Raw genomic sequence first — 26,571 nt, 5'->3', positions numbered from 1 at the left:
GCGGCCGCTCAGCGCAGGCCGGTCGTCGACGGCGTGCCGGTGTAGCGCTCAACGCGCTGGCCGGCCAGCTTCCAGCCGCTGACGGCCTCGCTGGTCTCGGAGCGTGCCACCTGGAGCCGGCCGCTGATCCAGACGGTGTCCATGGTGCCGACGGAGCGCGCCGGCGTATCCAGCCGCACATGCACGATCTGGTTGGCCGGCGGCGGCGGCGTGTGGATGCAGGCGCCGTAGTGCGGCACCAGCAGCAGCTCGCGCAGGCCCTGCGCCGTCTGCTCCAGCGGCACCACATAACCGGGCAGGCGCACCAGGGCGCCGTCCAGCGCGGCATTGGTGGGCGCCTGATCCCACACACGGCGCAGCCGCGCCAGGGCGGCCTTGGCGCGCGGGTCGTCGTCGGGCAGCCGGCGCAGGTCGACGCCGCCGGCGCTGAACTCGGCCCAGGGGTCCCAGCCCTCGGGCAGCAGGGCATCCCAGCCGATGGTGCGGTAGCCGGGCTCGCGGGCCCAGGCGGCCCAGGCGGCGCCCTGGAGCACGCCGGCAAGAAGGATTCTTCGCGACAGCATCATGGTCGGTTGCCGCCTTCTGGCGGACGGTCGGGCTGGAAGGGCGCCAGCTTCTGGAACAGCAGCGGTCCGGCGAAGCTGGGCAGGTCGTGCTCATGGTCGTCGTGCGGTGCCACGCCCTCGCGCGACTTGCGCAGCCAGTGGCGGGCCAGCCCGGCATCGCGTGGCACGCCCTCGCCGCGCTCGTAGGCACGGCCCAGGGCCCGCTGCGCGCGGACGTCGCCCGACTCGGCCGCCTTCTCCAGCCAGGCCATCGCACGGGCACCATGGCGCGGCACGCCCTCGCCCGTCAGGTAGGCGCGGTAGAGCGCGAACTGCGAATGCGCGGCGCAGGCATCGGCACTGTCGGCCGTGCGTCGCCACCAGCCCACGGCCAGCGTTGCGCTCCGCGTGGCGCCGCCCCAGCCCTGCTGGTGGAAATCGCCCAGCTGGCAGGCCGCGGCCACCGAGCCGCGGCGGGCCGCCACCGAGAACCAGCGGTATGCCGCATCCAGGTCGCGTGGCACCGGCGGCATGCCGTTGAGATGCAGGAAGGCCAGCTCGACCTGCGCCTGCAGGTGCTGGCGCTCGGCCGCCCGCTGGAGTTGCTCGCGGGCGCGCTGCGGATCATTGGCCAGGCCGGTCAGGCCGCGGTAGTGGCGCGACAGCGCATAGGCCGCGTCGGCGGAGCCCAGGCGCGATGCGTCCTCGAAGCGCGCCAGCGCCCGCTGCGGGTCGGGCGCGACGCCCTCGCCCCGCTGCAGGCGCTGGCCCTCGGCCCAGGCGGCGGCGGCCGCCCGCGCATCGCTGCGCGACGTGGCGCCGGCCGGTGCGGCCACCAGGGCGGCCGCCATCATGGCGACGGCGGCGCCCTGCCGGCAGGCCCGGCGCACGACGGGCCGCACGCTCACTGGAAGGTCTTGGTCGGATCGGCCGGCACCACGATCTCGCTGGCCGGCGTGAGCGACAGCGTCACCGTCGCGCCTTTCTGCAACGTGCCCAGGATGCGCACGGCGTCGGCCAGCGAACCCAGCCGCTGGGTGCGCAGCACTTCGGGCGGACGGATCGTGCCCTTGGCCGCATGCACCGACTCCACCGGGCCGCCCTTGTAGACGATGCTGCGGTTCAGGCCGGGACTGAACTGGGTGTAGCCCTCGGGAATGAAGCCGCGGTACGGGCCGTTGTCCAGCACCTCCAGCGACACCTGCACGTAGTAGCCGCCCGGATCGTTCACGTACTGGTCGGTGGCGGTCACGATGCCATTGGCCAGCAGCGGGATGGCCGGGTTCTTGTTCTGCGGACCCACGAAGCCCTGCACGATGCGTGCGTCGTCGAGGATGCGCGCCGGCACCGACGTGAGCCCGTTCTCGCGGCCCGGCTTGAACGGACCCGAGGTCTCGATGCTCTTGTAGCTGCTGTTGGCGGCGTCGCTGGCCTTGTAAGAGGCCACCGAGCGGCGCTTCTCCAGCTGGTTGGCGAACTCGCTGGTGATCTTCGTGCCGTTGATGGACGGCGAGTCATACACCTTCGACTGCATGGCGTCCATCATGGTCAGCTGCCGGCCGGCGTTGGCCGGGTCGCGGTTGTAGGCCTTGAGCGCCTGGTACACCTCGACGATGGGGAACTGGTTGGTGTGCTGCGGGCTGACGAAGTCCGCCGTGATGCTGTTCTGCAGGTAGCTGAAGCCATGCTGGTACGACAGGCGCAGCCAGCCGTTGGCCTCCGTCGGTGAGGTCAGGCCATTGAAGCCGTAGCCACCGTGGTAGCCGAAGGTGTAGAACTGGCCGTCGACCGGGTTCTTCACCTTGAACAGCATGTTGGTGGTGCCCGGCGTGTGGCCCGGCGCCCAGATCACCATGATCTTCACGTTGCCGTAGTCGTACCACTTGTCGTATTCGTAGAAGTTGGTGGTGCGGGCGCGGATCACCGTCTCGGTCGCCGGCAGCGCGCCGGTGATGTCGAAGGTGTTGCCCTGCAGGTCGGCCTTGACGCCCTGCACGTCTTCCTTGGAGGCCCACAGCGCGACAGGCTTGCCGGCGTTGTCCATCATGCGCAGCTGCTCGACCACGGTGCCGTAGTGGTCCGAATGGCCGTGGGTGAGCCAGATGTCGGTGACCGAGCGCGGGTCCAGGCCCAGCAGCTCGATGTTCTTCCAGTACTGGTAGCCGCTGTTGGGCCAGCCGGCGTCGACCTTGATGACCTTGTCGTCGGACTTGTCGTCGGGCGTGCCCATGTCGGCCACGAGCAGGTACGAGGCCACCTCGTTGTCGCCCACGTAGTACATGGTGTTCTTCACCATCTCGAAGGGCTCGGTGCTGCGCGCGTACGGTGCCGTGGTGGGCGTGGTGGCGTTGATGTTGACGTAGGCCTGGCCCGAGACCGGGTCGGTGCCCTTGTCCGCCAGCATGGGGCTGTTGGACGGCACGTCCCACACGGGCTTGCCATCGCTCGTCGAAGTCGGCGTGAAGTACCAGATGGCGACCACGCGGGCCTTGTCGGCGTTCTTGTAGTTCTGGTCGAACAGCAGGTACGCCGCCTGGCGGCTGGTGGTGGCGTAGTCGTAATTGGCCGTGACGGGCAACGCATCGAGCGTGGAGGCCGCACTCTGGCTGTAGTCGGCGGTGTTGACGTTGTAGACCTTCACGTCCGGCGCCAGCGTGTAGCTTTCCTCGTAACGCTTGATCGGCGGGTTGTAGGCGCGGCCAGCCTGGTCGGCGGTCACCACGCGGCCATCGCCCACCGTCACGCTCGTGCCGGTCTTGCCGTAGACCCAGCCCGCGGCCACCATGGGCCCGGGCTCGTCGCCACGGCGCGAGACGGCCGCGCCATAGCGGGCCAGGTTGAACTGCGCCGCAGCCGAGCTGCCCTTGCGCAGGATCACGTTGAAGGTGTCGGCCGCCACGTCGGCCGTGACGACGCTGTCCGCCGTGCTGCCCGCCACCCAGTCCACCAGGTTGCCGGGCACCAGCTTGGCCACCAGCGCCTGCGCCGCATCGGTCGCCAGCGGTGCGGTGGTCAGCGTGACCGGGCCCGAGGCGGCCAGCACGGCCACCTTGACGACCGAGCCGCCGTTGCCACCTTCGGTGACCGGGGCCTGGTAGACCAGGCCCGCCTGGCGCGGCGGCGTCGTCTGGGTGACCGGATCGGTCTGTCCCGGCGTCGAGGGGCTGGTGGTGCCGCTGCCCCCTGTGCCGCCGGAGGCCGCCAGCAGCAGCGCCGCGGCCCCGCTGTTGTTGCCCCCGCCACCGCCACAGGCGGCGAGCATCGCGGCGGCGGCCGCGACGGTCAGGGCGAGCGACGACGTGCCGCTTCTGAGGATGGATTGCATTGTCTTCTCCGACTCGTTGTGGGTGGCTTGTTGCGGCCGTTCTTGGGCGACGGCTTCGCGGATTCGGCAAGGGCGGGCGTTGCCCGCCCACGGCTCATCGCACCATCGCGGGCCGCTTGGGATCGAAGCGCCAGCCGGGCACCAGATGCCCCATGGCGATGGCGTCGTCGCGCGCGCCCAGGCCGTGCGCGCGGTAGAGCGCATGCGCCTTGTGCACTTCGTCCATGTCCAGCTCGATGCCCAGGCCCGGGCGTGCCGGCACGGCGATCCGGCCGCCGGCGATGGTCAGCGGCTCGCGCGTCAGGCGCTGGCCGTCCTGCCAGATCCAGTGGGTGTCGATGGCCGTGATGCGCCCCGGTGCCGCGGCGGCCACATGGGTGAACATGGCCAGCGACACATCGAAGTGGTTGTTGGAATGCGAGCCCCAGGTCAGGCCCCAGTCGCGGCAGGTCTGGGCCACGCGCACGCTGCCGGCCATGGTCCAGAAATGCGGATCGGCCAGCGGGATGTCCACCGACTGCAGCGCCAGCGCATGCACCATCTGGCGCCAGTCGGTGGCGACCATGTTGGTGGCGGTGGGCAGGCCGGTCTCGCGGCGGAACTCGGCCATCACCTCGCGCCCGCTGAAGCCGCCTTCGGCGCCGCAGGGATCTTCGGCATAGGCGACCACGCCCTTCATGCGGTGGCCCAGGCGCACGGCGTCATTGAGCAGCCAGGCGCCATTGGGGTCGAGCGTGATGCGCGCCTGCGGAAATCGCTCGTGCAGGGCGGTCACCGCATCGACCTCGGCATCGCCGGCGAGCACGCCGCCCTTGAGCTTGAAGTCCTCGAAGCCGTAGCGCGCATGCGCCGCCTCGGCGAGGCGCACGACGGCCTCGGGCGTGAGGGCCTCCTCGTGGCGCAGCCGCAGCCAGTCGTCCTGCGCATCGGGTTCGCTGGCATAGGGCAGGCTGCTCCGGCGGCGGTCGCCCACGTAGAACAGGTAGCCCAGCACGGGCACGTGGTCGCGCTGCTGGCCTTCGCCGAGCAGGGCCGCCACGGGAACGCCCAGATGCTGGCCCAGCAGATCGAGCAGGGCCGACTCGATGGCGGTGACCGCATGCACCGTGGTGCGCAGGTCGAAGGTCTGCAAACCACGGCCGCCGACGTCGCGGTCGCTGAAGGCCGCTTCGACCTTCTGCAGCAGCTGGCGCAGCGCACCGACGGGCTGGCCCACCAGCAGCGGCGCGGACCCCTCCAGCACCTGGCGGATGGATTCGCCGCCGGGCACCTCGCCCACGCCGGTGTGGCCGGCGCTGTCGGTCACGAGCAGCAGGTTGCGGGTGAAGAAGGGCGCGTGCGCGCCGCTCAGGTTGAGCAGCATGCTGTCGCGCCCGGCCACGGGAATGGCCTGCACCGACGCGACGCGCGGCGTGTCGACGGCCATCGCCGTCGTGACTCGGTCCAGCACGGTGGCTTACTCCGCGCTGATCTTGCCGGTCTCGATGACCTTCTGCCAGCGCGCGTATTCCTTCTGCTGGAAGGCCGCGAACTGCTCGGGCGTGTTGGCCACCATCTCGAAGCCCAACGCGGCGAACGGCTCCTTGACGGATGCGTCGTTCAGCGCGGCGACGACGGCATCGTGGAACTTCTTGCGCACGTCGGCCGGCAGGCCCTTGGGTCCGACGACGGCCTGCCACGAGTAGACGTCCACGCCCTTGATGCCCGACTCTCCCAGCGTGGGCACGTCGGGCAGCAGCGTGGAGCGCTTGTCGGAGGTGATGGCCAGCGCCCTGAGCTTGCCGCCGCGGATGTACTGGATGACGGCGTTGATGTTCTGGAACGAGGCGTCCACCTGCCCGCCCAGCAGGTCGGTGATCACCGGAGCGCCGCCCTTGTAGGGCACATGCAGGCCCGAGGTGCCGGTCTGCTGCCAGAAGAGCGCGGCCGTCAGGTGGTCGCTGGAACCGGTGCCCGAGGAGCCGAAGCTCATCTTGCCGGGATTGGCCTTCTCGAAGGCCACGACATCGGCCACGGTCTTGTAGGGCGAGTTGGCGGGCACCACCAGCACGTTCGGCGCCTGCACGGCGACGGTGATGGTGTCGAAGTCCTTCAGCGCGTCGTACTGCACGCCCTTGATCAGATGCGGCGCGATCACCAGCGGGCCGAGCGAGGTGACGAGGAAGGTGTAGCCGTCGGGCGCGGCGCGCTTGACGAAGGTGGCGCCGATGGTGCCGGTGGCCCCGGCCTTGTTGTCGACCACGACGGGCTGGCCGAGCGCGGCCGTGACCTTGGGCCCGATGGCGCGGGCGACCATGTCGGTGGAGCCGCCGGCCGGAAAGGGAACGATCAGGTTGATCGTTTTGTTGGGCCAGCCCTGGGCCAGGGCGGGCGCCGCAGCCGTGGCGGCCAGGGCAAGGCAGGCGATCAACTTTTTCATGCAAGGTCTCCGGAAGAAAGGAATGGAGGAAGGTCGAGGCGCACCGCGGACAGCCCGAGCTGCCGCAGGTCCTGGGGCACCAGGCACGCAAGCGCGCAGGCCCAGTCGGTAGCGCTACCAAGTGTGGCGAAATGGTAGCGCTACCGATTTGATTTGCTGCTCGGGTTTGCCCTAGTGCGGCAGCGCCTTGGCCTTGCCGCCAGACCTCAGGTCGTCTCGCGCTCGATGATGGAAAAGCCGATGTCGATCACCGGCTGCTCGACGCGGCGGCCGTCGGCCCGGTCGAGGATGAAGCGCGCCGCCTGCTCCCCGATGGCGGCGCCCTTGATGTGGACCGAGGTCAGCGCGGGATGCGAGTCCGCCGCGAATTCCTGGTCGCCGAAGCCCACCAGCGCCAGCGCCTCGGGCACCGCGATGCCCTGGCTGTGCGCCTCGGCCAGCACGCCCAGCGCCAGCAGGTCGGAGCTGCAGAAGATGCCGTCGACCGTCTCGCCCGACTGCAGCAGCTCGCGCAGCGCCAGGCGGCCGCTGCGCATGGTGGTGGGCGCCGGCACGCGGATGTGCCGCGCCTCGGGCAGTCCCAGACTGCGCACCGCCTCCGCGAAGGCCGAAGTGCGACGACTGGCGCGCTCGTCGTCGCCCGCGATGATGGCCAGCCGGCGCCGGCCCTTGGCATGCAGCAGCAGCGCCACCTGCCGGCCCGCCTCGGCATGCGAGAAGCCGACCAGCATGTCGATGGGCGTGGGTGTCAGGTCCCAGGTCTCCACCACCGGGATGCCCGCCGCGGCCAGGCGTTTGCGCCCCTGGGCCGAATGCATGATGCCGGTGAGCACGATGCCGTCAGGCCGCCGGCTGATGATGGCCTCCAGCAGCGCATCCTCGCGGCTGTGGCCGTAGCCCGACTGCCCCAGCATCAGCTGGTAGTCGTGGTCGGCCAGGGTCTGGATCAGCGCCTGGATCGCGTTCTGGAACACCGGGCCCGAGATGGTGGGCACCAGCGCCGCCACCAGCCGGCTGCGCGAGGAGGCCAGGCCGCCCGCGATGCGGTTGGGCACGTAGCCGGTGCTGGCCACCGCCTCCTGCACGCGCCGCAGCACGTCGGCCGACACCTGGGACGGCGTGTTGACCGCCCGCGAGGCGGTGATGGGCGCCACGCCGGCCAGGCGGGCCACGTCATGCAGGGTCACGGCCCCGCTGCTGCGGCGGCTTCGGCGGGGCGCGTCGTCGGTCATCGCGGCATTCTAGAAAGCGGGGGCTGGGCGCCCGACTGCCGGCCGCGCGCCGGGCAACGTGATGTGGGCGGCGGCGCAGCGGGCGGGCGCGACATCGTGCGCCCGCGGGTCTCGGTCAGTGGGCGAGCGCCTGCATGCGCGACAGCAGCAGCGCGCGCTGGGCCTCGTTCTGCGTCAAGTCCGCCGCCTGGCGGTAGGCCTCGCGCGCCTCGGCGATGCGGCCCAGGCGCTCCAGCACATCGGCGCGCGCACCGTGCAGGTAGGGATAGCGCTGGAGCTGCGGTTCCCCGGCCAGGGCGTCCAGCACGGGCAGCGCCGCAGCGGGGCCTTCGGCAAAGCTCAGGGCCACGGCCCGGTTGAGTGCCACCACCGGCGATGGATGGCGCGCCAGCAGCCGGTCGTAGCCGGCCACGATGGCGTGCCAGTCGGTGTCCTCGGCGCGGGCCGCGCGCGCGTGGCACGCGGCAATGGCGGCCTGCAATGTGTAGGGGCCATCGGGATCGAGCCGCTGGGCCCGCGCCAGCGCGCCGAGCCCCCGCTGGATCAGCAGGCGGTCCCAGCGCCGGCGGTCCTGATCCGGCAGCAGCACGGGACGGCCCTGCGCATCGAGCCGGGCCGGCAGGCGGCTGGCCTGGATCTCCAGCAGCGACGCCAGACCATGCACCTCGGCCTCGTTCGGCAGCAGATGCTGCAGCTGTCGCGCAAGGCGCAGCGCCTCGTCGCACAGGGCCGGGCGCAGCAGGCTCGCGCCGCTGCCCGCGCTGTGGCCTTCGTTGAAGATGAGGTAGACCACGGCCAGCACGGCGCCCAGGCGCTGCGTCCGCTCGCCCGCATCGGGCAGCTCGTAGGGCTGGCCCTTGAGCGCCTTCTTGGCGCGCACGATGCGCTGGGCCACCGTGGCCTCGGGCAGCAGGAAGGCGCGCGCGATCTCGTGCGTCTCCAGTCCGCCCAGCAGGCGCAGCGTGAGCGCCACCTGCGACTCGCGCGGCAGCACCGGATGGCAGGCGATGAAGATCAGCCGCAGCTGCTCGTCGCCGATCGCGGCCTGGTCGCGCGCGGCATCGAGCTGATCGGCGAAGTCGGGCACCACCTGCGCGCCCAGGGCCTCGTCGTCGGCGGCAAGCTGCGCATGCTCGCGCTCCTGCATGGCGCGTCGGCGCAGGCGGTCCAGCGCCTTGTTGCGTGTGGCGGTCATCAGCCAGGCTGCCGGGTTGGCGGGTGCGCCATCGCACGGCCAGGCATCGAGGGCGGCGAGCAGCGCGTCCTGCGCGCAGTCGTCGGCCTCGTCCAGGTCGCGCAGCAGCCTGGCCGCCGCGCCCACCAGGCGGCCACGCTCGATGCGCCAGACGGCGGCGGCGGTGTCGGCATGGCGCGCGGGCATCGGCGTCGTGTCGGGCGACCTGTCAGGCGCCGTCGTAGGCCCGCTGCAAGGCTGCGACGTCGATCTTCTGCATGCCCCAGACCGCCTGGAACACGCGCTGCACGCGCGCTGCGTCGGGGTCGTTGACCATGCGGAACCAGGCCTGGGGAATGACCTGCCACGACAGGCCCCAGGCATCGCGTACCCAGCCGCAGGCGAGCGCCGTACCGCCGCCCGCGGGCAGCGCTTCCCAGAGATGGTCGATCTCCGCCTGGTCCTCGCAGGCCACGGTGAGCGAGAAGGCCTCGCTCAGCTTGAAGTGCGGCCCGCCGTTGAAGGCCGTCATCTGCAGGCCCAGCAGCTCGACGTGCTGCAGCATGACGGTGCCGGCCGGCCCCGGCGCGTTCTCGCCCCAGTGCTGCGTGTGCAGCACGCGGCCACTGCCGGGACCGAAGACCCGCAGGTAGTGGGCCACCGCGTCTTCGGCGCCTTTCTGGTACCAGATGAAGGGCGTGAGCTTGTTCAGCATCTCCATGGCGATCTCCTTGCTCAGGCGTTGGGCGGCATGCCGCTCATGTACGCCAGTTCCCAGATGTGGCCATCCAGGTCCTCGAAACCATGGCCGTACATGAAGCCATGGTCCTGCGGCGGACGCGGCACCGCGGCGCCGGCCGCGCGGGCCTTGACGACCAGGCTGTCCACCTCGTCGCGGCTCTCGCACGACAGGCACACCAGCACCTCGGTCGCGGCCTTCGCGTCCACCAACGGCTTGGCGGTGAAGCCACGGGCGAAGTCCTCGGTCAGCAACATGGCGAAGAGGTTCTCGCCCAGCACCAGGCAGGCGCCGTGTTCGTTGGTGAACTGCGGGTTGAAGCGGTAGCCCAGCGCTTCGAAGAAGGCCTTGCTGGCCGGCAGGCTCTTGCAGGGCAGGTTGATGAAGATCAGCTTGTGCATGCGGATTCCTTTCAGGGGGTGGACGACGATTCGGCCAGGGCCTTGAGCCGCTGCAGGGCCTTCGGCCACATGCCGTCGAGCATGGCCGCGTGTTCGTCGCTCCAGCCTTCCAGCCGCACCTGCAGGCGGGTGCCGCCATCGGAAAGCGGGGCGAGGGTGTAGCGCTCGTGCATCGGCGCAGCGTCGGGCAGGGGCGGCGTCATCGGCTGGCCATCGCGCAACTCGCCCAGGATGCGCAGGCTCAGATGGGCGGGCGGCCGGCGCTGCTCGACGATGGCCTCCATGCCGTTGCAGTCGGGGTCGAGGAAGCGCATGCGGCTGCCTTCGGACCAGTCGCCCTCGCAGTGCGCCCCTTCGCAGAAGGCGCTGGCCCAGTCGCGGAAGGCGACGGGGTCGAACAGGCAGGCCCAGACCCGCTCGGGCGTGGCGCCGATGTCGATGGTGTGTTGCTGGTCGCTCATGCCCTGGCCTCCGCGATCTGTTTCAGGTTCTGCAGGCCGTCCTCGAAGTCGCGGCCCACCATGCGGTCCATGTCGATGAACAGGCCCATGACACGGCCGATCAGGTTGGCCGGGCCATGCATGCGCCAGTGCACGGTCGTGCCACCGCCAGGGGCGGGCTCCAGCGCGAACTCGGCCTGGTTGTGGGCTTCGAAGGGCTTGAGAAAGTCCAGCTGCAGCTGTACCGCGCGCCCCGGCTGCTGGCCGGTGAGGGTCATGCTGCCGGTGCCGACCTTGCTGCTGTCCCAGCCGTAGCGCGAGCCCACGCCCACCGGCGGGCCGCTGTAGTGGCTGCGCATCTGCGGATCCTTGCGGGCATAGGGATTCCAGCGGTTGAAGCCTTGCAGCTCGCTCACCAGCGGCCAGAGCCGCTCGGGACTGGCCTCGATCCGCAGCTGGCGCTCGACCGAGAACGTGGCGGGGCGGGTGGCGGCATAGGCCAGCACGGCCAGGACCAGGACGGCCAGGCCGATCAGCACGAAGACGAGGATTCTCATGGGGGTGCTTCGCATGACGGGCCGCGGTCAGCGGACGATCTCCATGTCGCCGCCGGGCCCGAAGTCGGCCTCCTCGTACAGGCGCCGCACCTCGATCTCGCAGGTGATGCCGATGAAGGGCGCCGGGAAGCGGCTGGCCCAGGCGCGAGCCTCCTCTTCGGAGCGCACCTGGATCAGCGTGTAGCCGGCGATCAGCTCCTTGGTCTCGGCGAAGGGACCGTCGATGACCTCGCGTCGCCCATCGGCGTGGTAGCGCTGGCGCCAGCCCTGGCGGCTGGGGCGCAGGCCAGCACCATCGAGCAGCACGCCCGCGCGGGCCATCTCCTCGTGGAAGGCGCCCATGTCCTCGAAGAGCTTGGCGAACTCGGGGCCGGGCTTGTCGCCGCGCTCGCTGGTGTCCGTCGCGCGGACCTGAATCATGAATCGCATGGCAGGCTTTCTCCTGGTGGGGCGGCAGCGCCTTTCGCTGCCTTCATGCCTACGACGATCCGGCACGCGCGGAATCGACAGGCCTCGGGAAACTACCTAGCCCGCCAGGCCCGGTGACCGACTTACGCGTAACAGGGGCCTACGCCGCGGATCTCCACCGTGGCCCATTCCGCGGCGGGGCAGCGGCCGGCCCAGTGCAGGGCCACGGCCTCGTCCTCGGTGTCCAGCAGGAAGAAACCGCCCACCATCTCCTTGGCCTCCGCGAAGGGGCCGTCCAGCACCTGCACATCGTCCGCGCGCCGGGTGAGGCGCCGCGCGGCGGTGCCCAGCGACTCGCGGGCGATCAGCAGGCCGGCCTCCTTCAGTTCGGCGCCGAAGTCCAGCATGCGCTGGTACGCCGCCTCCCCCTCGGGACGGCTGCGCCCGGCGCGCTGGCCCAGCGGTTCGACGATCAGGAGCATGTGCGGCATGGCGACCTCGCAGGAATGGACGATGGCCGCCATTCTGAAGCGCTTCGGTCCCTGGTCAGAGCGATGTACCCGGACTGGGTGACTGCATGCCGTGCGGGTTCTCGGCATTGACGCTGGTCAAGACGCCCCACACCATGCACCGCTGCCTATGACTGCCTGCGTTCTGCCATGAGCCCCTACCAGAAGATCCTGATCGAGGGCCACCCTGGACCTCTGCAGTTTTCCGACGCGATGCACCGGCTGTTCGCGGTGGATCTCGCAGTGGAGCAACCCGACAGAGCGCAATTCAGCAGCCAGATCACGGCCTATTGCGGCCGCAAGCTGCGATTCGCCGCGCTGCGCTTCTCACCCCACCTGACGCGCTCTCAGCAGTTCAGGCGACCCACGCGCTGGCTGGTGACCCTGCAGCGGGAGGGCACGGCGCATGTGTCGCAGGATGGCCGCTCCTCGACGGTGTCGGCGGGAGACCTGTTTCTCGTGGACCCCTCCCGGCCTTTTTCGATCCGGACCGACCACATCTTCACGCACTCGATCTACCTCGAGCCCGACGCGCTGCGCCGGGTGCTGCCCGAAGCCGACACGATGACGGCCACCGCCGTGCCCTGCCGCGAGGGCGCCGCCGGACTGTTCGCCAACTTCGTCGACCAGCTCTTCGCCTGTGCGGCCAGCCTGGACGAGCACCAGGCAGACCAGTTGGCCCACGCGTTGCCGCACACGCTGAGCGCCGCGCTGGCCACCACCGCCCGCCAGATCGACGGCGCGCCGTCGCGCATCCGGGCGATCCACCGGCAGCGGGTCATGGACTTTCTGCGCGACAACCTGCGCAACAGCGCCCTGGACGCGGGGACCATCGCCGAATCGGTCGGCCTGTCGACGCGCTACGTGTATGAGCTCTTCGAGGACAGTGGCGAGCCCCTGATGAAGCGGGTGTGGTCGCATCGGCTGGAGCTTTGCCGTGCCGACCTGGCGTCGCCCGCCCTGCGGGCGCGGTCCATCGGCGAGATCGCCTACTACTGGGGCTTCAACGACGTGGCCCATTTCAGCCGGGCCTTCAAGCTGCGCCACGGCGTGTCGCCGCGCGAATTCCGGCGGCAGGCGCACGCCGCGGCCGCCCTGCCGGCCGCCTGAACGCTGGACCGCCCGCCGGGCGGCGCACCCATCATTTCGGCGCGCCGACCGGCTGGCCGAACACGTTGATGCGGTAGGGCCGCAGACGGTGCACGATCAGCATGGAGGCCGCCAGTGCCGCCGCAAAGGCCAGCATGCCGGGCCGGTAGCTGCCCCAGCGCTGCAGGCTCAACGAAAGAAAGCCGGCGCCCAGCGCCGCACCGCACTGGAACACCGCGAAGATCGCACCGAAAGCCCGGCCGAACACCACCAGGCCGAAGTAGCGGCGCAGGACATAGGCCAGGATGTCGAACTCGGCGCCCATGATGAAGCCGATCAGCACCACGGCCACCACCAGCACAGCACCACTGGCCTGGACGGAGAGGATCAACGACGCCACCAGGGCGCCGGCCACGAAGACGTTGAGCAGGCGGCTGGCGAACATCCGGTCGAGCAGCGCGCCAGTCACCAGGCGGGCCACCAGCGACGACAGGCCATACACCGACATCAGGCCGACCGCAGCCTTCGACGTGAGCCCCGCTTCGATCAGCAGTGGCACCAGGTTCGCGACCATGCCCGTGCCGGTGAAGCCGATCAGGAAGAAGCTGCCCACCAGCAGACGGAAGTCGTGGTCGCGCCAGAGCTCGCGCATCGCCGATGCGCTGCGCACCCCCGGCTGGGAAAGGACGGCCGCTCGCTGCGAAGCACGCTCATGGAATCCGAGGTAGAGCACAGGGAAGGTCGTCGCCACGCAGGCGGCCAGGGCCATGAAGGCGGATCGCCAGCCCCAGCCCTCGATCACATAGGCCGCGATGGGCGAGACCAGCACGGCGCCCACCGGAATGCCGGCATTGGCGATGCCGATGGCCAGGCCCATGCGGCGGTCGAACCAGCCGCTGACCACCTTCAGGTACGCCGCCGGCCACAGGCCGACGGCCGCCAGCGCCATCAGGCCCCAGGCGAGATGAAAGATCAGCAGGTCAGCGGGCAGGGACGACATGGCGAGCAGCGAGGCCGCAAAGGCCACCACGGAGCCCAGCACGACGCGACGCGCGCCATAGCGGTCGATCAGATACCCCTGCAGCGGCGCGATCGCCACGATCGACAGCGCGATCACGCTGACGGCCGACGACACCTGGCCCAGCGTCCAGCCGAAGCCGCGCGCCACCGGCCCCGCAAGCACGCCGAAGCCGGTCACCAGGATGGCGCTGGGACCGAATATCAGCCCGTACATGGCTGCGACGGCGACCATCCAACTCTTGCGGCTTTCGTTGGAGGACGTCGCCGGGACGGCGAATCCGGAGGCGGCGCCACCCGGAAGGGGGGCGTCCTGCGTGAGGACGGATGCGGCTTTCATAGGTCTCCTTTTTGGTGCCGCCCACGATGGCGGCCTTGTCAGCGTTTGCGGTCGCCGCGGAACGCGGCCTGTCATGCACGACGTTCTGCGGATTCCCTGTCACGCTGGATCCGAGCGTCGAGCAGCCGCCGGGCCCGCACCGCGGCGGCGTCGGTCGCCATCAGCACCGGCCGCAGCGACCAGAAATCGGCATCGCCCATGCGGCTCTGCTGGGCTTCGAGCATCGGCATGTCCTCGGTGGCGAAGGGCTGCAGCAGGCCCTCGACATGGGCCTCGGCGCGGGCCTGTCCATCGTCGCCATCGGCACGGCTGAACGCGGAGGCGAACCAGTAGTGCGTGGTGGTGCGCGTCTCGGGCGTGAAGATGTGCGGTATGGCGATGGTCCGACCACGGTCGCGTCCTTCCCCGGCCGCCGACATGCTCACCAGCAACAGCAGGCTGGAAGCCGCGTCCCATCGCACATCCAGCCAGCGATCGGCCGGCGCACCCGGGACCAGGCCAAAGTTGCGGGCCAGGAAGGGCGAAGGAATCTCGGCGCGAATCTCGCGGCGGCACCACACCGTCTCGCCGTCGAGCACCACCTCGGTCCGGGCCTGGGACACGGCGGCCGTCCCCAGTGTGGACGGGTGCAGGTACTGGATGTGGCTCAGGTCCAGGATGTTGTCGGTTTCCAGGACGTAGTTGGCCTTGACGTGCAGGTAGCGCCGCGCCAACCAGGCCGTCGCCGGGTCGGCCCGGCCGTAGTCGGGGATGCTGTCGGCGTCGGCCGCGTCCGGATCGCCGAACCAGGCCCAGACGATGCCGTGGCGCTCGACCAGGGGATAGCGGCGAACCTGCGCGTTGCGCGGGATGGTGCCGGTGCCGTGGGGGTTGTGCACGCACCGGCCCTCGCTGTCGAACTCCAGGCCGTGGTACTTGCACTGGATGGTGCCGGCCGCGGTGCAGTTGCCCAGATGCAATGGCGCGAAGCGATGGGGGCAGCGGTCGTGCAGCGCGTGTGCCCTTCCCTGCTCGTCGCGGAACAGGACAAGGTCCTGGTCGAGCAGCTTGCGATGACGCAGCTCGCCAACGGTGAGCTCGTCGCTCCAGGCGGCCATGTACCAGACCGAGGTGGCGTAATTCGACGCTGCCTCCTTCGTGGGTCCGCCTCCGAAGAGGCCTGGACGGTGCTCTGCGGCACTCATATTTCCTCGGCCAGGCTGGCCAGGCTGCGCGCCAGGATGGCGGTCTGCTCTTGCGCAGGCGCGCCCGCCCGCTCCTTGTCGCCAATCGCAAAGGATCTGTCGACGACCAGCTGGCAGCGGGCATAGCGCCGCGCCATGAACTGCGTCAGGGCGGCCCGGACGTCCTGCGTTGCCGCGAGTTCCTCGGCCAGCACCAACGCATCCTCGATGGCCAGGCCCGCACCGGAAGCCAGCTGCGGCGTGGTGGGATGCGCGGCGTCGCCGATGAGCTGCACACAGCCCCGCGACCAGGGGCTGGGCAGGCGGAAGGCTTCCAAGGGGCGGACGATGATGGGCGAGCGATCCGACAGGTTCTCGCGGATGTCTCGCAGCGGGCCGCCATAGGTGGCCAGCAGCCGCGCCAATGTGGGGGCGAGGTCGGCGTCGGCGACGTTCTGACGGTCCTCGCGGGCCTCCAGCAGGAACATGTACATGGCGTCGGCCGAGACCGGCGTCAGGCCCACCTTGTGCGGACCGCCCAGGAAGAAGTGCCGCTGGTCCAGCCCGGGGGGCCGGGGCGCGACGGTGCGCCACACGTACTGGCCCATGTACCGCGGCGGCTCGGCCTGCGGAAACAGCAGCTGGCGCACCCGCGAGAACAGCCCGTCGGCCCCGACCACGAGGTCGAAGCGCTCGACGCATCCATCGCTGCAACGCACGAGGGCACCGCCGTCCTGGTCAGCCATGTCGCTGACGGTGCAGCCCAGCACGACCTCGGCACCCGACGCCCGGACCTGCTCGGACAGCAGGCGGTGCAACACGGGGCGCATGATCCCGCCGCATCCGGCCACGCCCGCCTCGGGGGCAATCGGCGTGGCCACCTCGTCCATCGGCACGCCCGCCACGTTGCAGACGCGGATGCCGTGGCCCACGTAGGCCTGCGCGGCAACCTGTTCGTAGATGCCCAGCTGCTTCATGGCCCGCAGGGTCGGCCCGGTGATGGTGATGCCGGCGCCGTACACACGCCACCCGGGGTCCAGGTCGATCAGCTTCACGCTGACGCCGATGCGTCCGAGCATGATGGCCGAGGCCATGCCGGCGATGCCGCCCCCGACGATGAGCGCCCTTCGTTGCTGTCCCATCTGCTTGTCTCCTGTTGCGATGGCAGCGATTGGAAGGAGGCCCAGGGCCTTGCGTCAACGACGCGGTGAACCAAGCCCCGTCGTGGTCAAGAAGAAGTACAGGCCCAGGCAAATCGGGACCGGGAGACCGGCTCGGGTCCACGGCGCGGCCTTGCGCGGCAGGCCGGGCATCCGCACACCCGGTCAAGATCGGGCGCAGCCGCAGGCAAGCTTGCGCCGGGGCCCACTCCTACCATGCCTGCATCCCCCCGAGGCAGGCCAGCAAGGGCAGGCCCGGGGCCACCACGCAGACGAGACGACTCGATGGACATGACCCACCTCGCAGCGCCGGGCGACGCCGGCCGCCCGCAGCGCCGCTCCACGCCTGCCGACACGCCGGAGTGCCCGTGATGGCCGTACGCAACTGGCAGCTCAGCATGCCCACGCCCGAAAGCTACTGGATCAACCGGGTGCTGTTCGATGTCCACCACAAGGAAGGCCATCTGCAGCAATATCTGGAAGACCCCCTCCGATACATGGACCCGATCGACCTCCCGCCCCTGCGCAAGGCGCAGATCCGCGACAACGCCATCGGCGCGCTCTACCTGGCCGGGGCCAACCCCTACCTGCTGCGCGCCCACGCGCTGGGCGTGCACATGCCGGAGCAGGACTTCCTGCAGTCGCTGCGTGCGGTGCGCGAGGAGGCGTCCCATGGCTGAGTTCGTCGGCGCCTTCGCTGCCAGCCATACCCCTGTGATGCTGAACCTGCCCGGGGCCGTCGACGACGCCACACGGCAGCGGGTGTACGACGCGTTCAAGGCGCTCGGCGAGGCCATCGCCGCCGTCCGACCGGATGTGCTGGTGCTGGTCTCCGACGACCACCTGCACAACTTCTTCCTGGACAACTTTCCCTCGTTCTGCATCGGTGCCGGAAGCCGCTGGCCCGCACCTGCCGAGCATTGGCTGAAGGCACCCCGGCTGGCGTTGCAAGGCGATGCCGCCTTCGGGGCGCATTTGCTGGGCGAGGCCCTGGAGCACGACTTCGATCCCTCGTTCTCCATGCAACTCACGCTGGACCACGGCGTGCTGACCCCGCTGCTGCTTGCCGGGCTCGAACAGCAGGTCCGCCTGGTGCCGCTGCTGATCAACTGCGTGCAGCCACCGCTGCCGACCATGCGGCGCAGCCTCCAGTGGGGCCGCATGCTGCGGTCGGCCATCGACTCCTATCCGGCCGACGTGCGGGTGGCGGTGCTGGCGACAGGGGGCATCAGTCATGACGTGGCCACGCCGCGCATGGGCATGGTCAACGAAGCCTTCGACCGCGAGTTGCTCAGCTTGCTGGAGGGCGACGACACCGCCGCCCTGCTGCGCTTTGCCACCGACCATGTGAACGAGGCCGGCAATGGCGCCGAGGAAATCCGCAACTGGCTGGTGGCCCATGGCGCCGCCGGCGGACGCGGCTGTCGGACGCACTTCTACGAAGCCGTGCCGACCTGGTACACGGGCATCGCCGTGGCCTCCTGGGCGGCGCAGGCCTGAGCGCCGAGGCATCGGCGTCGGGCGGGCCGAGCGGCGCGCCCGCGCCGCGCCTCATCCCTCGTACTGCCGACCCCGCGCGAGCAAGTCGGGCGTGCCGATCACGGCATTGAGCCCATCGAAGTCCAGCATCGACGAACGCCAGGGCTCGGTGGTCTGGTGCGCCCGCAGGCTGGTGAAGTAGCCCTGCATCGCATGGGCCAGGGCCCGCACCGTGCCGCCGGGAAAGATGACGATGCGAAAGCCCAGGCGGCCGAGCGCGTCCGCGGGTGTGATCGGCGTCTTGCCGCCTTCGACCATGTTGGCCAGCAGCGGCACGCGGCCGGCGAATTGTTGTGCGGCCTTGGCCAGTTGTTCCGGCGTGCGCAGGGCCTCGATGAAGAGCGCATCGACACCGCAGGCCAGGTAGGCCTCGGCCCGTTCCATGGCGGCGTCCCAGCCCTCCACGGCCAGGGCATCGGTGCGCGCGAGGATCAGCGTGTCGGCGCTGCGGCGCGCGTCCAGCGCCGCGCGCAGCTTGCCCTGCATCTCGGCGACGGGCACCACGGTCTTGCCGTCCAGGTGGCCGCATCGCTTGGGAAAGCCCTGGTCCTCCAGCTGGATCATGGCGGCGCCGGCGCGCTCCAGGCCGGCCACGGTGCGCTGCGTGTTCAGCGCATTGCCGAAGCCGGTGTCGGCATCCACGATCACCGGCGTGCGCACCCGCTCGGTGATGTGGGCCAGCGTGTCGCAGACCTCGGTGAAGGTGGTGAGGCCGATGTCGGAGCGGCCCAGCTTGGTGTAGGCGACGGAGGCACCCGACAGGTACAGCGCCTCGAAGCCGGCCTGCTCGGCCAGCAGGGCGCTGAAGGCGTCGTAGACGCCCGGGCACAGCAGGGGCTCGGGGCGCGCCAGGCGCGCGGCAAGCCCGGCGCCTGCAGGGACGGAAGCGCTGCGCCCAGGGCGCGACGAAGAAGAAGCTGTCTCGTTCATGTCGAAGTGGATGTGCGCAGGAAGGCCGCCATGTCATGGGCCGCGATGTAGCCGCCCGCCACCGCGCTGAGCAGGCCGTTGCCGGAGAGGTAGCCGCTGACATGGTTGCCGGAGACGCCACGCGCCGCGCCGCCCGCCGCCCAGAGGTTGGGCAGCGGTTGCCCCTGGCCATCGAGCACGCGGGTCCGCGCATCGATGTCGAGCCCGCCCTGCGTATGGAACAGGGCGCCGGTCACCTTCACGGCGTAGAAGGGTGCGTCGAGGCGGCGCGGCAGCCGGCGGCCGAAGGCATCGGGCTCGCCCGGCGTCCAGGCAGACAGCGTCTCGCCGAGCGTCGCCGGATCGCAGCCGATGAGCCCCGCCAGCGCTTCGAGCGAATCGGCCCGCCGGACGGCACCGGCGCGCTCGGCGTCGACGAAGTCGGGAAAGCCCTGCGCCAGCGCATGCACCGGCGTGTCGAACACATTCCAGGCGATGCCGCCGGGCTGCGCGACCACATGCAGCGCGGCTTCGGAGTAGCCCTGCGACTCGTCGTGGAAGCGACGGCCTTCGCGGTTGATCTGCACCCCGCCCTCGACCATCAGGGCCCAGGTCATGAGCACGCCATGCGGCACCGCCCAGGAGCCGTGACCCTGGTAGGCCCGCATGTCCGCGAGGTGCGCGCCCAGCGCCTCGCCCCAGTGCAGCGCGGTGCCGTCGTTGCCGGTGTGGCCGCCGAAGGTGGCCTCGGCCATCTCGGGGATGTAGCGGCGCACCAGCGCAGGCGCCCCACCGTAGCCATTACAGGCCAGCAGCAGCGCGCGGCAGCCGACGGCCTCCACGCTGCCGTCGGGCCGACGCGCGCGCACGCCGAGCACGCGGCGCGCCGCGTCGACCACCAGCTCGGTCGCCTGCGCCTCGCAGAGGATGGGCACCGCCGCCGCCTCGACCGCGGCCTCCAGCGCCTGCTCCAGCGCGACGCCGGTGCGGGCGGCCAGCGTGTGCATGCGATGGCGGCTGTGGCCCGGATAGAGAAAGCCCGTCAGCACTTCCCACTGCAGGCCATGGCGCGATTCGAGATGGTCCAGCGCCGGGGCGATGGCCTGCGTGTAGGCCGCCACCAGGGCCGACGCCGCCGTGCCGTGGGCCTTGGCCTGGATGTCTTCGGCGAAGCGCTCGGCACTGTCCTGCACGCCCAGCGCCTGCTGCGTGCGTGTACCGGCCGCCGGAATGAAGCCGGAGGACAGGCTGGTCGAGCCGCTGGGCTGTGCATCGCGCTCCAGCACCACCGCCTCGACGCCCAGATCGGCGAGCAGCAGTGCGGCCACGAGGCCGCAGGCGCCCGCGCCCACGATCAGCACATCGGTCTGCACCGGCGCCTCGAAGCCCGGCTCGACCACCACCCGGGCCGCCGTGCCCGTCCCGGCCGTGGCGGCCGGAGGGCCGCTCATGCCAGCACCCGCGCGCCGAAGTCGGCGCAGTCCACCACATGGGCCACGGTGGCCATGTCGGCCAGTGCGGTCGCATGGGTCTCGGGCTTGAAGGCGGCGCAGCCGTCGGCCACCACCCAGGTGTCGTAGTCGCGCATGTGCGCATCGCGCACGGTGCTGGCCACGCCCCCGTTGGTGACGATGCCGCACACCGCCACGCGCTCGATGCCGTTCTTGCGCAGCAGCCAGTCGAGCTGGGTGTTGAAGAAGGCGGAGTACGCCACCTTGTGCACCGTGGCGTCGATGACCGGCTGCAGCAGCTCCACATTGGCCTGGCCCCAGCTGCCGGGCGCGAAGTCGCCCTGCCGCAGGAAGGGCCGCAGCGCCAGCAGGTGCGGCGAGATCATGGGCGCACCGCCCACGCCGGGCCACAGCGTGAACTGGCTGGCCACCACCAGGCCGCCCGCCGCGCGCACGGCCTGCGCCAGCGGCAGCACGCGCTCGGGCAGCGCCTGCGCGGCGGGGTTGGCACAGCCGCCGCGGGCATAGGCGCCGCGGGCGTCGAGGAAGTCGTTCTGCAGGTCGATGATGACCAGGGCGGTTTTCATGGCTGGCGAAGGATGAGGTTGCCCAGGGCGTCGACCACGGCCTCGAAGCCGGGTTCGAGCCACACGGTGGTGTCGGCCTGTTCGAGGATGGCCGGGCCGGCGATGCGCGCGCCCACCGGCAGGTCCAGCCGCGCGTAGCGGCGTGCCTGCACCCAGTCGCCGCCGAAGTAGACCGGCTGCTCGCCCAGGGGCTCGGTGCGCCCCTCGCCGCGCGGCGCCAGCACGGACAGGTCGAACTTGGGCCGCACGCCGATGAGGGCATAGCGCAGGTTCATGACCCGCAGGCCGATGCCGTCGAGCACGCGGCCGAACTCGGCGCGGTAGGCAGCCTCGAAGGCGGCGCGGGCGGCGTCGGCATCGAGCGCATCGGCGCGCACCGGCACAGCCACGGTGTGCGTCTGGCCCTGGTAGAGCATGTCCAGCACCAGCTCCTCGCGCACCGACTCGAAGGCCACGCCGGCACTGTCCAGCCGGGCGCGGCAGCGCGACGCGAAGCCGGCGCGCAGTTCGCGCAGCGCGGCGAAGTCGATGGCGGCCAGGTCCTGGTTGAGGGTCTGGACCGCGTCGTGGCGCATGTCGGCCATCACGCAGCCCAGGGCCGAGGTGACGCCGGGGTAGCGCGGCACGATGCCGGTGACCACGCCCACCTCGCGCATCATGGCGCACACATGCAGGCCGCCACCGCCGCCGAAGGGCATGTAGGCGAAGCGCCGCGGGTCGTGGCCGCGCTCGATGGACACCAGCCGCATCGCGCCGGCCATCTTGGCATTGGCCACCGTGAGGATGGCCTCGGCCGCGGCCAGCACGTCCAGGCCCAGCGGCTCGGCCACGTGGTGGCGGATGGCCTCGCGGGCCTTCTCCACGTCCAGCGCGCCCAGCAGCCCGCCGCCCAGGGGACGCTGCGCCGCGATGCGGCCCAGCAGCACGTTGGCGTCGGTCACGGTGGGCCGCTCGTTGCCGCGGCCATAGCATGCCGGGCCGGGCACGCTGCCGGCGGACTCGGGCCCGACCTGCAGCATGCCGCCCGCATCCACGCTGGCGATGGAGCCGCCGCCGGCGCCGATGGTCTCGATCTGGATCATGGGCGAGCGCACCACCAGGCCGAAGTCGATGCTGGTCTGCGAGGCCAGGGCCGCCTGCCCGCCCGCGATGAGCGACACGTCGAAGGAGGTGCCGCCGATGTCGCCGGTGATCACGTCCGGATGCCCCGCGGCCGTGGCGATGGCTGCGCAGGCGATGACGCCCGCGGCCGGGCCGGAGAGCGCCGTGCGCACCGGCAGTTCGCCCGCGGTGCGGCGCGACATCACCCCGCCGTTGCTCTGCACGATCAGCAGCTCGCCGCCGAAGCCGCGCGCGCGCAGGTCGCCGTCCAGCCGCTCCAGGTAGCGGCCCACCACGGGCTGCAGCGCGGCATTGAGGCTGGCGGTGGAGGCGCGCTCGAACTCGCGGATCTCGGGCAGCACCTCGGCCGCGGCCGTCACATGGTCGTTGGGCCAGAGCGCGCGCACCGCCGCTGCGGCGGCGTGCTCGTTGCTGGGGTTGGCATAGGTGTTGATGAAGAACACGCACACCGCCTCGCAGCCCTGCTCCAGCAGCTGGCGGGCGGCGCTGCGCACCTGGTCCAGGTCCACCGGCGTGTGCACGCTGCCGTCGGCCAGCACGCGTTCGTCCACCTCCAGGCGCAGGGCGCGCTCGATCACAGGCTCGAAGCCGCCGCGCAGGCCCCAGGTCTGGGGCCGGTCGCGCCGGCGCATCTCCAGCACGTCGCGAAAGCCCCGCGTGGTGATCAGTCCGGTGCGGGCCACCTTGCGCTCCAGCAGCGCGTTGGTGCCCACGGTGGTGCCGTGGATGATGGTGGCCAGGCTCTGCGCGCCGCGGTCGTCCACGCGCGCGATGCCGTTCATGAAGCCCACCGATTCCTCGCCGCGGGTGGAGGGTACCTTGACGATCTCGGCGGTACCGGCCGCCTCGTCGAGCACGAAGAGGTCGGTGAAGGTGCCGCCGACGTCCACGCCGACGACACGGGTGCGCGCGTCGCTCATTGCTGTTCTCCCGGGTTGGCCGCGTCGGCCAGGTAGCCGCGGCGGGCATCCACCGCGCGTTCGTCGGCGCTGCGCGCCTCGGGCGGGCCCCAGCCACCGCCGCCGGGGGTTTCGAGCCGCACGCGGTCGCCGCGCTCCAGGGTGATGCCCAGCATCTTCGACACCATGGGCGGCGTGTGCCACGCGCCCTGCGAATGCCAGCTGAAGCGGTTGGCCTGCGCATCGCCGCCGCCGGCAATGCCCTTGGGCGCCGACTTGCCGCGCTCGCCGAAGACGAAGGCCTGGGCCTGGCGCTCCAGCAGTTCGATCTCGTAGACGGCACCCAGGCCGCCGCGGTGCGTGCCGTCGCCGCCCGAGCCGGGGCGCAGGGCCCATTCGGTGAAGCGCACGGGATAGGCGGCCTCCAGGATCTCCAGCGGCGGGATGGTGGCGGTGGAGATCGGCGCATTGCCGTGGTTGAGGCCGTCGCCGCCCGCATGGGCGCCGTGGCCGCCGCCGAAGAAGCTGAACATCACCCAGCGCTGGCCGCTGCGCGCGCCCTCGCTGCGGTGGCCGGCGATGGACAGCGCATTGATGGTGCCGTAGGCCTGGGCCACGGCGCGGCGCGGATCGGCCTGGGCCGCGGCGCTGAAGATGACGTCGATCATGCGCAGGATGGTCTCGGTGTAGCCGCCCACCGGCCGTGGCCTCTGCGCCGTGATGACCAGCCCCTCGGGCATGACGAACTCCACCGCATCGAGCACGCCGGCATTGGCCGGCACCTCGGGGAACAGGTGCTTGAGCGCCACGTAGCAGGCCGCCACCGCGGTGGCGCGCGAGATGTTGACGGGGCCCTGGCACTGCGGCGAGCTGCGCGAGAAGTCCAGCACCAGTCGCTCGCCCTCCACCGTCATGTCCAGCGCGATGGTGAGGGGTTCGTCGACCACGCCGTCGTTGTCGAGCACGTCCGAGAAGCGATAGACGCCGTCGGGCAGCGAGGCGATCTGCGCGCGCATCAGCCGGCGGGCGCGCTCGCGCAGCGCCTGCAGGGCCTGCAGCACCACGGCATCGCCGTAGGCGTCGAGCAGCTCGGCCAGGCGGCGCGCGCCCAGCTCCAGCGCGGCCAGCTGGCCGTTGAGGTCGCCCCACAGGCTGTCGGGCAGCCGGGTGTTGGCCCGCAGGATGGCCAGCACGTCGGGGTTGATCTGGCCGCCCTGCACGATGCGCACCGGCGGGATCTGCACGGCCTCCTGCCAGCATTCGGTGGCCGCGGGGTTGTAGTTGCCCGGCACCGCGCCGCCCACGTCGTGCCAGTGCGCGGCCGAGGCCAGGAAGCACAGCAGCCGGCCGTCGCGGAACACCGGACGCACCAGCTTGAAGTCGTTGGCATGGGTGCCGCCCTCGTAGGGGTCGTTGAACAGCCAGACCTCGCCCTCGCGCATGCCGCCCAGGGCCTCGGCCGCGCGCTTGGCGGCGCGCACCGCGAAGGCCATGGCGCCCACGAACACCGGCAGGCCCGATTTGCCCTGCACCAGCGTGTCGCCACTCTGGGCGTCGTACAGGCCGTGGCAGGCGTCGTGCGCCTCGGCAATGATGGGATTGAACGCGCTGCGGTAGAGCGTCGCGTCCATCTCGTCGGCGATCTGCTCGAGTCGCCCCTTGAGCACCGCCAGCGTGACGGGATCGAGTGTGGCTTCAGACATGGGATTCCTTGGAGAAGCGTTGCTTGAGTTCGTTGAGCAGGCCGCCGGCGCGCACCCGCGCCATCAGGAAGGCGGGGACGGGCTCGCAGGCGAGCACCTGGCCGTCGGCCGCCAGCACCAGGGGCCGATCGGGGTCGTCCACCGCCAGGCCGATGCGCTCGCCTTCCTGCAGCGCGCCAACGTCCGGGCAGGTCAGCAGCAGCAGGCCGACGTTGAAGGCATTGCGGAAGTACAGGCCGCTGTAGCTGGGCGCGATGACGGCGCGCACGCCCAGGGCCACGAGCACGGACGCGGCCTGCTCGCGCGAGGAGCCGATGCCGAAGCCCGGCCCGGCCACCACCACGTCGCCAGGACGCACCTGGGCGGCGAATTCCGGCCGCATCGATTCGAGGCAGTGGCGCGCGATGACGTCCATGCCGAACTTCATGGCGTGGCCGGGGGCCAGCGCGTCGGTGTCGACATTGGCGCCCAGGCGCCACACGCTGTGGCCTAGCACCGCGCCGTCGGTAAGTAGAGATGCGCTCATGGCTTTGCGCTCGGCGATGAAAAAGTGACGGCGGAAGAGCGCCCGTCCGCCAGCAGCTCGCGCGGATCGGTGACGCGCCCGCGCAGCGCCGAGGCCGCCACGGTGTAGGGCGAGGCCAGGAACACCTCGGCCTGCGCCGAGCCCATGCGGCCCTTGAAATTGCGCGCCGTGCTGGAGATGACCCGCGTCGCGCCCTGGATGGCCTGGCCGTAGCCGGCGCAGGCACCGCAGGCGCTGGGCAGCAGCTCGGCGCCCGCATCGCGCAGCACCTGGGCCACGCCCGTGGCCTCGGCCCGCTGCCAGTCGTGCACGCTGGCCGGCGCCACCAGCAGCCGCATGCCGGGGGCGATGCGACGCCCGGCCAGCACGCGGGCGGCGGCCTGCAGGTCCTCCAGCTTGGCACCGGTGCAAGCGCCGATGTAGGCCAGCTGCACCGGCTCGTCAGCCACCGCGTCGACCGTGCGGCCGTTCTGCGGGCTGTGAGGCAGCGCCACCATGGGCACCAGCTCGCTCGCGTCGAAATCGTGGTCGATGCACACGGCGTCTTCATCGGTCTGCCAGCGGGCGAGCTCCTCGTCGCTCACCGTCACGCCGACCTCGCGCAGCCAGGCGGCGGTGGTGGCATCGGGCGCCACCAGGCCGGCCTGGGCGCCCAGCTCGGCGCTCAGGTTGGACAGCGTCATGCGCTCGGCCATCGAGAGGCCGCGCACCGTGTCGCCCGCGTACTCCACCGCCTGGTAGTCGCCGCCGTTCATGCCCAGGCGGCCGATCATGTGCAGCATCATGTCCTTGGCGCAGACGCCGTCGGCCAGGCCGCCCTGCCAGCGCATGCGCAGGGTGCGTGGCACCTTCACCCAGATCTCGCCGGTGACGACCACGCCCAGCATCTCGGTGCTGCCGATCCCGAACATGTAGCTGCCGAAGGCGCCGCCGGTGGGCGAATGCGAATCGCCGCCGACGCAGAACAAGCCCGGGCGCAGGTGGCCCTTCTGCGGCAGCACCACATGGCAGATGCCCTGGCTGTCGTGCACATGGGGCAGGCCCTGCTCGGCCGCCCAGTCGCGCGCGATGCGCACGATGCGCCGCGCGTCGTCGTCGGCCTCGGGCACGAAGTGGTCCATCACCAGCACCACGCGGGACGGATCCCAGATGCGCGCGCCCAGCTCCTCCAGCATGGGCTTGAGCCGGCGCGGGCCGGAGGAGTCGTGGAACATGGCCAGGTCCACGCGGCAGTTGACGATCTCGCCTTCGCGCACGGTGGGCACGCCCGCGGCTTGCGCGATGAGCTTCTGCGCCAGGGTCTGAGGGGTGCTCATG

General features: G+C 71.1%; 26 protein-coding genes. 3 read left to right on the top strand and 23 right to left on the bottom strand.

What is annotated here, in order from left to right; all coding sequences use genetic code 11:
• Nucleotides 1–8: 8 nt before the first annotated feature.
• The 13 genes from KBC94_RS22515 to KBC94_RS22455 form a co-directional block, all read right to left on the bottom strand.
• Nucleotides 9–563 carry a DUF3299 domain-containing protein gene (locus KBC94_RS22515; RefSeq protein WP_294375443.1) on the bottom strand — a complete coding sequence of 185 codons (555 nt, stop codon included), beginning with the start codon at nt 561–563 and terminating at the stop codon, nt 9–11.
• Entirely contained in the window at nt 563–1,453 is an 891-nt protein-coding gene (locus KBC94_RS22510; protein WP_294375441.1) for a tetratricopeptide repeat protein, read from the bottom strand. The genes KBC94_RS22515 and KBC94_RS22510 overlap by 1 nt, the downstream gene beginning before the upstream one ends.
• On the bottom strand, nt 1,450–3,870 hold the full coding sequence (locus KBC94_RS22505; protein WP_294375439.1) for an MBL fold metallo-hydrolase: 2,421 nt from the start codon (nt 3,868–3,870) through the stop codon (nt 1,450–1,452). Before KBC94_RS22505 ends, KBC94_RS22510 begins: the two co-directional genes overlap by 4 nt.
• 94 nt (nt 3,871–3,964) lie before the next feature.
• Nucleotides 3,965–5,296, bottom strand: a complete 1,332-nt coding sequence (gene gudD / locus KBC94_RS22500) for a glucarate dehydratase (protein ID WP_294375751.1) — start codon at nt 5,294–5,296, stop codon at nt 3,965–3,967.
• A 30-nt stretch (nt 5,297–5,326) separates the two neighbouring features.
• Nucleotides 5,327–6,289: a tripartite tricarboxylate transporter substrate binding protein gene (locus KBC94_RS22495; RefSeq protein ID WP_294375436.1), complete on the bottom strand. Its 963-nt coding sequence runs from the start codon at nt 6,287–6,289 to the stop codon at nt 5,327–5,329.
• Between the two features lie 206 nt (nt 6,290–6,495).
• Complete coding sequence (locus KBC94_RS22490) at nt 6,496–7,521, bottom strand: LacI family DNA-binding transcriptional regulator (RefSeq protein ID WP_294375432.1); 1,026 nt, start codon at nt 7,519–7,521, stop codon at nt 6,496–6,498.
• Between the two features lie 115 nt (nt 7,522–7,636).
• A complete protein-coding gene (locus KBC94_RS22485) occupies nt 7,637–8,902 on the bottom strand; it encodes an RNA polymerase sigma factor (protein ID WP_294375429.1) in 1,266 nt (421 codons plus the stop codon).
• A 22-nt stretch (nt 8,903–8,924) separates the two neighbouring features.
• The gene (locus KBC94_RS22480; protein WP_294375423.1) at nt 8,925–9,416 is read right to left on the bottom strand and encodes a VOC family protein; all 492 of its coding nucleotides are present in this window, start codon (nt 9,414–9,416) and stop codon (nt 8,925–8,927) included.
• Between the two features lie 14 nt (nt 9,417–9,430).
• Nucleotides 9,431–9,835, bottom strand: a complete 405-nt coding sequence (locus KBC94_RS22475) for a VOC family protein (RefSeq protein ID WP_294375420.1) — start codon at nt 9,833–9,835, stop codon at nt 9,431–9,433.
• Between the two features lie 11 nt (nt 9,836–9,846).
• Nucleotides 9,847–10,296, bottom strand: coding sequence for an SRPBCC domain-containing protein (locus tag KBC94_RS22470; RefSeq protein WP_294375418.1), 450 nt, complete (start codon nt 10,294–10,296; stop codon nt 9,847–9,849).
• Nucleotides 10,293–10,832 carry an SRPBCC family protein gene (locus tag KBC94_RS22465; protein ID WP_294375415.1) on the bottom strand — a complete coding sequence of 180 codons (540 nt, stop codon included), beginning with the start codon at nt 10,830–10,832 and terminating at the stop codon, nt 10,293–10,295. Before KBC94_RS22465 ends, KBC94_RS22470 begins: the two co-directional genes overlap by 4 nt.
• A gap of 27 nt (nt 10,833–10,859) precedes the next feature.
• A complete protein-coding gene (locus tag KBC94_RS22460; protein ID WP_294375412.1) occupies nt 10,860–11,261 on the bottom strand; it encodes a YciI family protein in 402 nt (133 codons plus the stop codon).
• Between the two features lie 122 nt (nt 11,262–11,383).
• A complete protein-coding gene (locus tag KBC94_RS22455; RefSeq protein ID WP_294375408.1) occupies nt 11,384–11,731 on the bottom strand; it encodes a YciI family protein in 348 nt (115 codons plus the stop codon).
• Nucleotides 11,732–11,899: 168 nt separating this feature from the next.
• Here KBC94_RS22455 and KBC94_RS22450 point away from each other — a divergent pair, with 168 nt between their 5' ends.
• Entirely contained in the window at nt 11,900–12,859 is a 960-nt protein-coding gene (locus KBC94_RS22450) for a helix-turn-helix domain-containing protein (RefSeq protein WP_294375406.1), read from the top strand.
• A 31-nt stretch (nt 12,860–12,890) separates the two neighbouring features.
• Here KBC94_RS22450 and KBC94_RS22445 read toward each other — a convergent pair whose 3' ends face one another.
• From KBC94_RS22445 to KBC94_RS22435, 3 genes are all read right to left on the bottom strand, one after another.
• Nucleotides 12,891–14,195 carry an MFS transporter gene (locus KBC94_RS22445; RefSeq protein WP_294375403.1) on the bottom strand — a complete coding sequence of 435 codons (1,305 nt, stop codon included), beginning with the start codon at nt 14,193–14,195 and terminating at the stop codon, nt 12,891–12,893.
• 71 nt (nt 14,196–14,266) lie between these two features.
• The gene (locus KBC94_RS22440) at nt 14,267–15,292 is read right to left on the bottom strand and encodes an aromatic ring-hydroxylating dioxygenase subunit alpha (protein ID WP_294375400.1); all 1,026 of its coding nucleotides are present in this window, start codon (nt 15,290–15,292) and stop codon (nt 14,267–14,269) included.
• Nucleotides 15,293–15,375: 83 nt separating this feature from the next.
• Nucleotides 15,376–16,500, bottom strand: a complete 1,125-nt coding sequence (locus KBC94_RS22435; protein WP_294375398.1) for an FAD-dependent monooxygenase — start codon at nt 16,498–16,500, stop codon at nt 15,376–15,378.
• A gap of 389 nt (nt 16,501–16,889) precedes the next feature.
• Here KBC94_RS22435 and KBC94_RS22430 point away from each other — a divergent pair, with 389 nt between their 5' ends.
• Nucleotides 16,890–17,198, top strand: coding sequence for a subunit of meta cleavage enzyme (locus KBC94_RS22430; protein ID WP_294375396.1), 309 nt, complete (start codon nt 16,890–16,892; stop codon nt 17,196–17,198).
• Entirely contained in the window at nt 17,191–18,018 is an 828-nt protein-coding gene (locus tag KBC94_RS22425; protein ID WP_294375393.1) for a 2,3-dihydroxyphenylpropionate 1,2-dioxygenase, read from the top strand. The genes KBC94_RS22430 and KBC94_RS22425 overlap by 8 nt, the downstream gene beginning before the upstream one ends.
• 51 nt (nt 18,019–18,069) lie before the next feature.
• On the opposite strand, the gene KBC94_RS22420 is transcribed toward KBC94_RS22425, so the two are convergent.
• The 7 genes from KBC94_RS22420 to KBC94_RS22390 are packed head-to-tail and all read right to left on the bottom strand — an operon-like array spanning nt 18,070 to nt 26,570.
• The gene (locus tag KBC94_RS22420; protein WP_294375391.1) at nt 18,070–18,987 is read right to left on the bottom strand and encodes an isocitrate lyase/PEP mutase family protein; all 918 of its coding nucleotides are present in this window, start codon (nt 18,985–18,987) and stop codon (nt 18,070–18,072) included.
• Nucleotides 18,984–20,417 carry an FAD-dependent oxidoreductase gene (locus KBC94_RS22415; protein WP_294375389.1) on the bottom strand — a complete coding sequence of 478 codons (1,434 nt, stop codon included), beginning with the start codon at nt 20,415–20,417 and terminating at the stop codon, nt 18,984–18,986. The genes KBC94_RS22420 and KBC94_RS22415 overlap by 4 nt, the downstream gene beginning before the upstream one ends.
• On the bottom strand, nt 20,414–21,004 hold the full coding sequence (locus KBC94_RS22410) for a cysteine hydrolase (RefSeq protein ID WP_114802766.1): 591 nt from the start codon (nt 21,002–21,004) through the stop codon (nt 20,414–20,416). Before KBC94_RS22410 ends, KBC94_RS22415 begins: the two co-directional genes overlap by 4 nt.
• The gene (locus tag KBC94_RS22405; RefSeq protein WP_294375386.1) at nt 21,001–23,046 is read right to left on the bottom strand and encodes a hydantoinase/oxoprolinase family protein; all 2,046 of its coding nucleotides are present in this window, start codon (nt 23,044–23,046) and stop codon (nt 21,001–21,003) included. The genes KBC94_RS22410 and KBC94_RS22405 overlap by 4 nt, the downstream gene beginning before the upstream one ends.
• Nucleotides 23,043–24,728 (bottom strand): hydantoinase B/oxoprolinase family protein, encoded by a 1,686-nt coding sequence (locus tag KBC94_RS22400; RefSeq protein ID WP_294375383.1) that lies wholly within the window; start codon nt 24,726–24,728, stop codon nt 23,043–23,045. Before KBC94_RS22400 ends, KBC94_RS22405 begins: the two co-directional genes overlap by 4 nt.
• Complete coding sequence (locus KBC94_RS22395; protein ID WP_294375380.1) at nt 24,721–25,254, bottom strand: 3-isopropylmalate dehydratase; 534 nt, start codon at nt 25,252–25,254, stop codon at nt 24,721–24,723. Before KBC94_RS22395 ends, KBC94_RS22400 begins: the two co-directional genes overlap by 8 nt.
• On the bottom strand, nt 25,251–26,570 hold the full coding sequence (locus KBC94_RS22390; protein ID WP_294375377.1) for a 3-isopropylmalate dehydratase large subunit: 1,320 nt from the start codon (nt 26,568–26,570) through the stop codon (nt 25,251–25,253). The genes KBC94_RS22395 and KBC94_RS22390 overlap by 4 nt, the downstream gene beginning before the upstream one ends.
• Between the last annotated feature and the right edge of the window lies 1 nt (nt 26,571).

The organism is Pseudacidovorax sp. (genome assembly GCF_017991995.1).
Lineage (GTDB): Bacteria > Pseudomonadota > Gammaproteobacteria > Burkholderiales > Burkholderiaceae_C > Xenophilus.
Note: the sequence above shows the minus strand (reverse complement) of the source record. Positions and strands in the feature narration are given on the sequence as shown.

Bases quoted from the DNA above. Each gene is read 5' to 3' on its own strand.
- KBC94_RS22515 (WP_294375443.1), bottom strand. From the start codon at position 563: ATGCTGTCGCGAAGAATCCTTCTTGCCGGCGTGCTCCAGGGCGCCGCC.
- KBC94_RS22505 (WP_294375439.1), bottom strand. From the start codon at position 3,870: ATGCAATCCATCCTCAGAAGCGGCACGTCGTCGCTCGCCCTGACCGTC.
- gudD (WP_294375751.1), bottom strand. From the start codon at position 5,296: ATGGCCGTCGACACGCCGCGCGTCGCGTCGGTGCAGGCCATTCCCGTG.
- KBC94_RS22495 (WP_294375436.1), bottom strand. From the start codon at position 6,289: ATGAAAAAGTTGATCGCCTGCCTTGCCCTGGCCGCCACGGCTGCGGCG.
- KBC94_RS22490 (WP_294375432.1), bottom strand. From the start codon at position 7,521: ATGACCGACGACGCGCCCCGCCGAAGCCGCCGCAGCAGCGGGGCCGTG.
- KBC94_RS22485 (WP_294375429.1), bottom strand. From the start codon at position 8,902: ATGCCCGCGCGCCATGCCGACACCGCCGCCGCCGTCTGGCGCATCGAG.
- KBC94_RS22480 (WP_294375423.1), bottom strand. From the start codon at position 9,416: ATGGAGATGCTGAACAAGCTCACGCCCTTCATCTGGTACCAGAAAGGC.
- KBC94_RS22475 (WP_294375420.1), bottom strand. From the start codon at position 9,835: ATGCACAAGCTGATCTTCATCAACCTGCCCTGCAAGAGCCTGCCGGCC.
- KBC94_RS22470 (WP_294375418.1), bottom strand. From the start codon at position 10,296: ATGAGCGACCAGCAACACACCATCGACATCGGCGCCACGCCCGAGCGG.
- KBC94_RS22465 (WP_294375415.1), bottom strand. From the start codon at position 10,832: ATGAGAATCCTCGTCTTCGTGCTGATCGGCCTGGCCGTCCTGGTCCTG.
- KBC94_RS22460 (WP_294375412.1), bottom strand. From the start codon at position 11,261: ATGCGATTCATGATTCAGGTCCGCGCGACGGACACCAGCGAGCGCGGC.
- KBC94_RS22455 (WP_294375408.1), bottom strand. From the start codon at position 11,731: ATGCCGCACATGCTCCTGATCGTCGAACCGCTGGGCCAGCGCGCCGGG.
- KBC94_RS22450 (WP_294375406.1), top strand. From the start codon at position 11,900: ATGAGCCCCTACCAGAAGATCCTGATCGAGGGCCACCCTGGACCTCTG.
- KBC94_RS22445 (WP_294375403.1), bottom strand. From the start codon at position 14,195: ATGAAAGCCGCATCCGTCCTCACGCAGGACGCCCCCCTTCCGGGTGGC.
- KBC94_RS22440 (WP_294375400.1), bottom strand. From the start codon at position 15,292: ATGGCCGCCTGGAGCGACGAGCTCACCGTTGGCGAGCTGCGTCATCGC.
- KBC94_RS22435 (WP_294375398.1), bottom strand. From the start codon at position 16,500: ATGGGACAGCAACGAAGGGCGCTCATCGTCGGGGGCGGCATCGCCGGC.
- KBC94_RS22430 (WP_294375396.1), top strand. From the start codon at position 16,890: ATGGCCGTACGCAACTGGCAGCTCAGCATGCCCACGCCCGAAAGCTAC.
- KBC94_RS22425 (WP_294375393.1), top strand. From the start codon at position 17,191: ATGGCTGAGTTCGTCGGCGCCTTCGCTGCCAGCCATACCCCTGTGATG.
- KBC94_RS22420 (WP_294375391.1), bottom strand. From the start codon at position 18,987: ATGAACGAGACAGCTTCTTCTTCGTCGCGCCCTGGGCGCAGCGCTTCC.
- KBC94_RS22415 (WP_294375389.1), bottom strand. From the start codon at position 20,417: ATGAGCGGCCCTCCGGCCGCCACGGCCGGGACGGGCACGGCGGCCCGG.
- KBC94_RS22410 (WP_114802766.1), bottom strand. From the start codon at position 21,004: ATGAAAACCGCCCTGGTCATCATCGACCTGCAGAACGACTTCCTCGAC.
- KBC94_RS22405 (WP_294375386.1), bottom strand. From the start codon at position 23,046: ATGAGCGACGCGCGCACCCGTGTCGTCGGCGTGGACGTCGGCGGCACC.
- KBC94_RS22400 (WP_294375383.1), bottom strand. From the start codon at position 24,728: ATGTCTGAAGCCACACTCGATCCCGTCACGCTGGCGGTGCTCAAGGGG.
- KBC94_RS22395 (WP_294375380.1), bottom strand. From the start codon at position 25,254: ATGAGCGCATCTCTACTTACCGACGGCGCGGTGCTAGGCCACAGCGTG.
- KBC94_RS22390 (WP_294375377.1), bottom strand. From the start codon at position 26,570: ATGAGCACCCCTCAGACCCTGGCGCAGAAGCTCATCGCGCAAGCCGCG.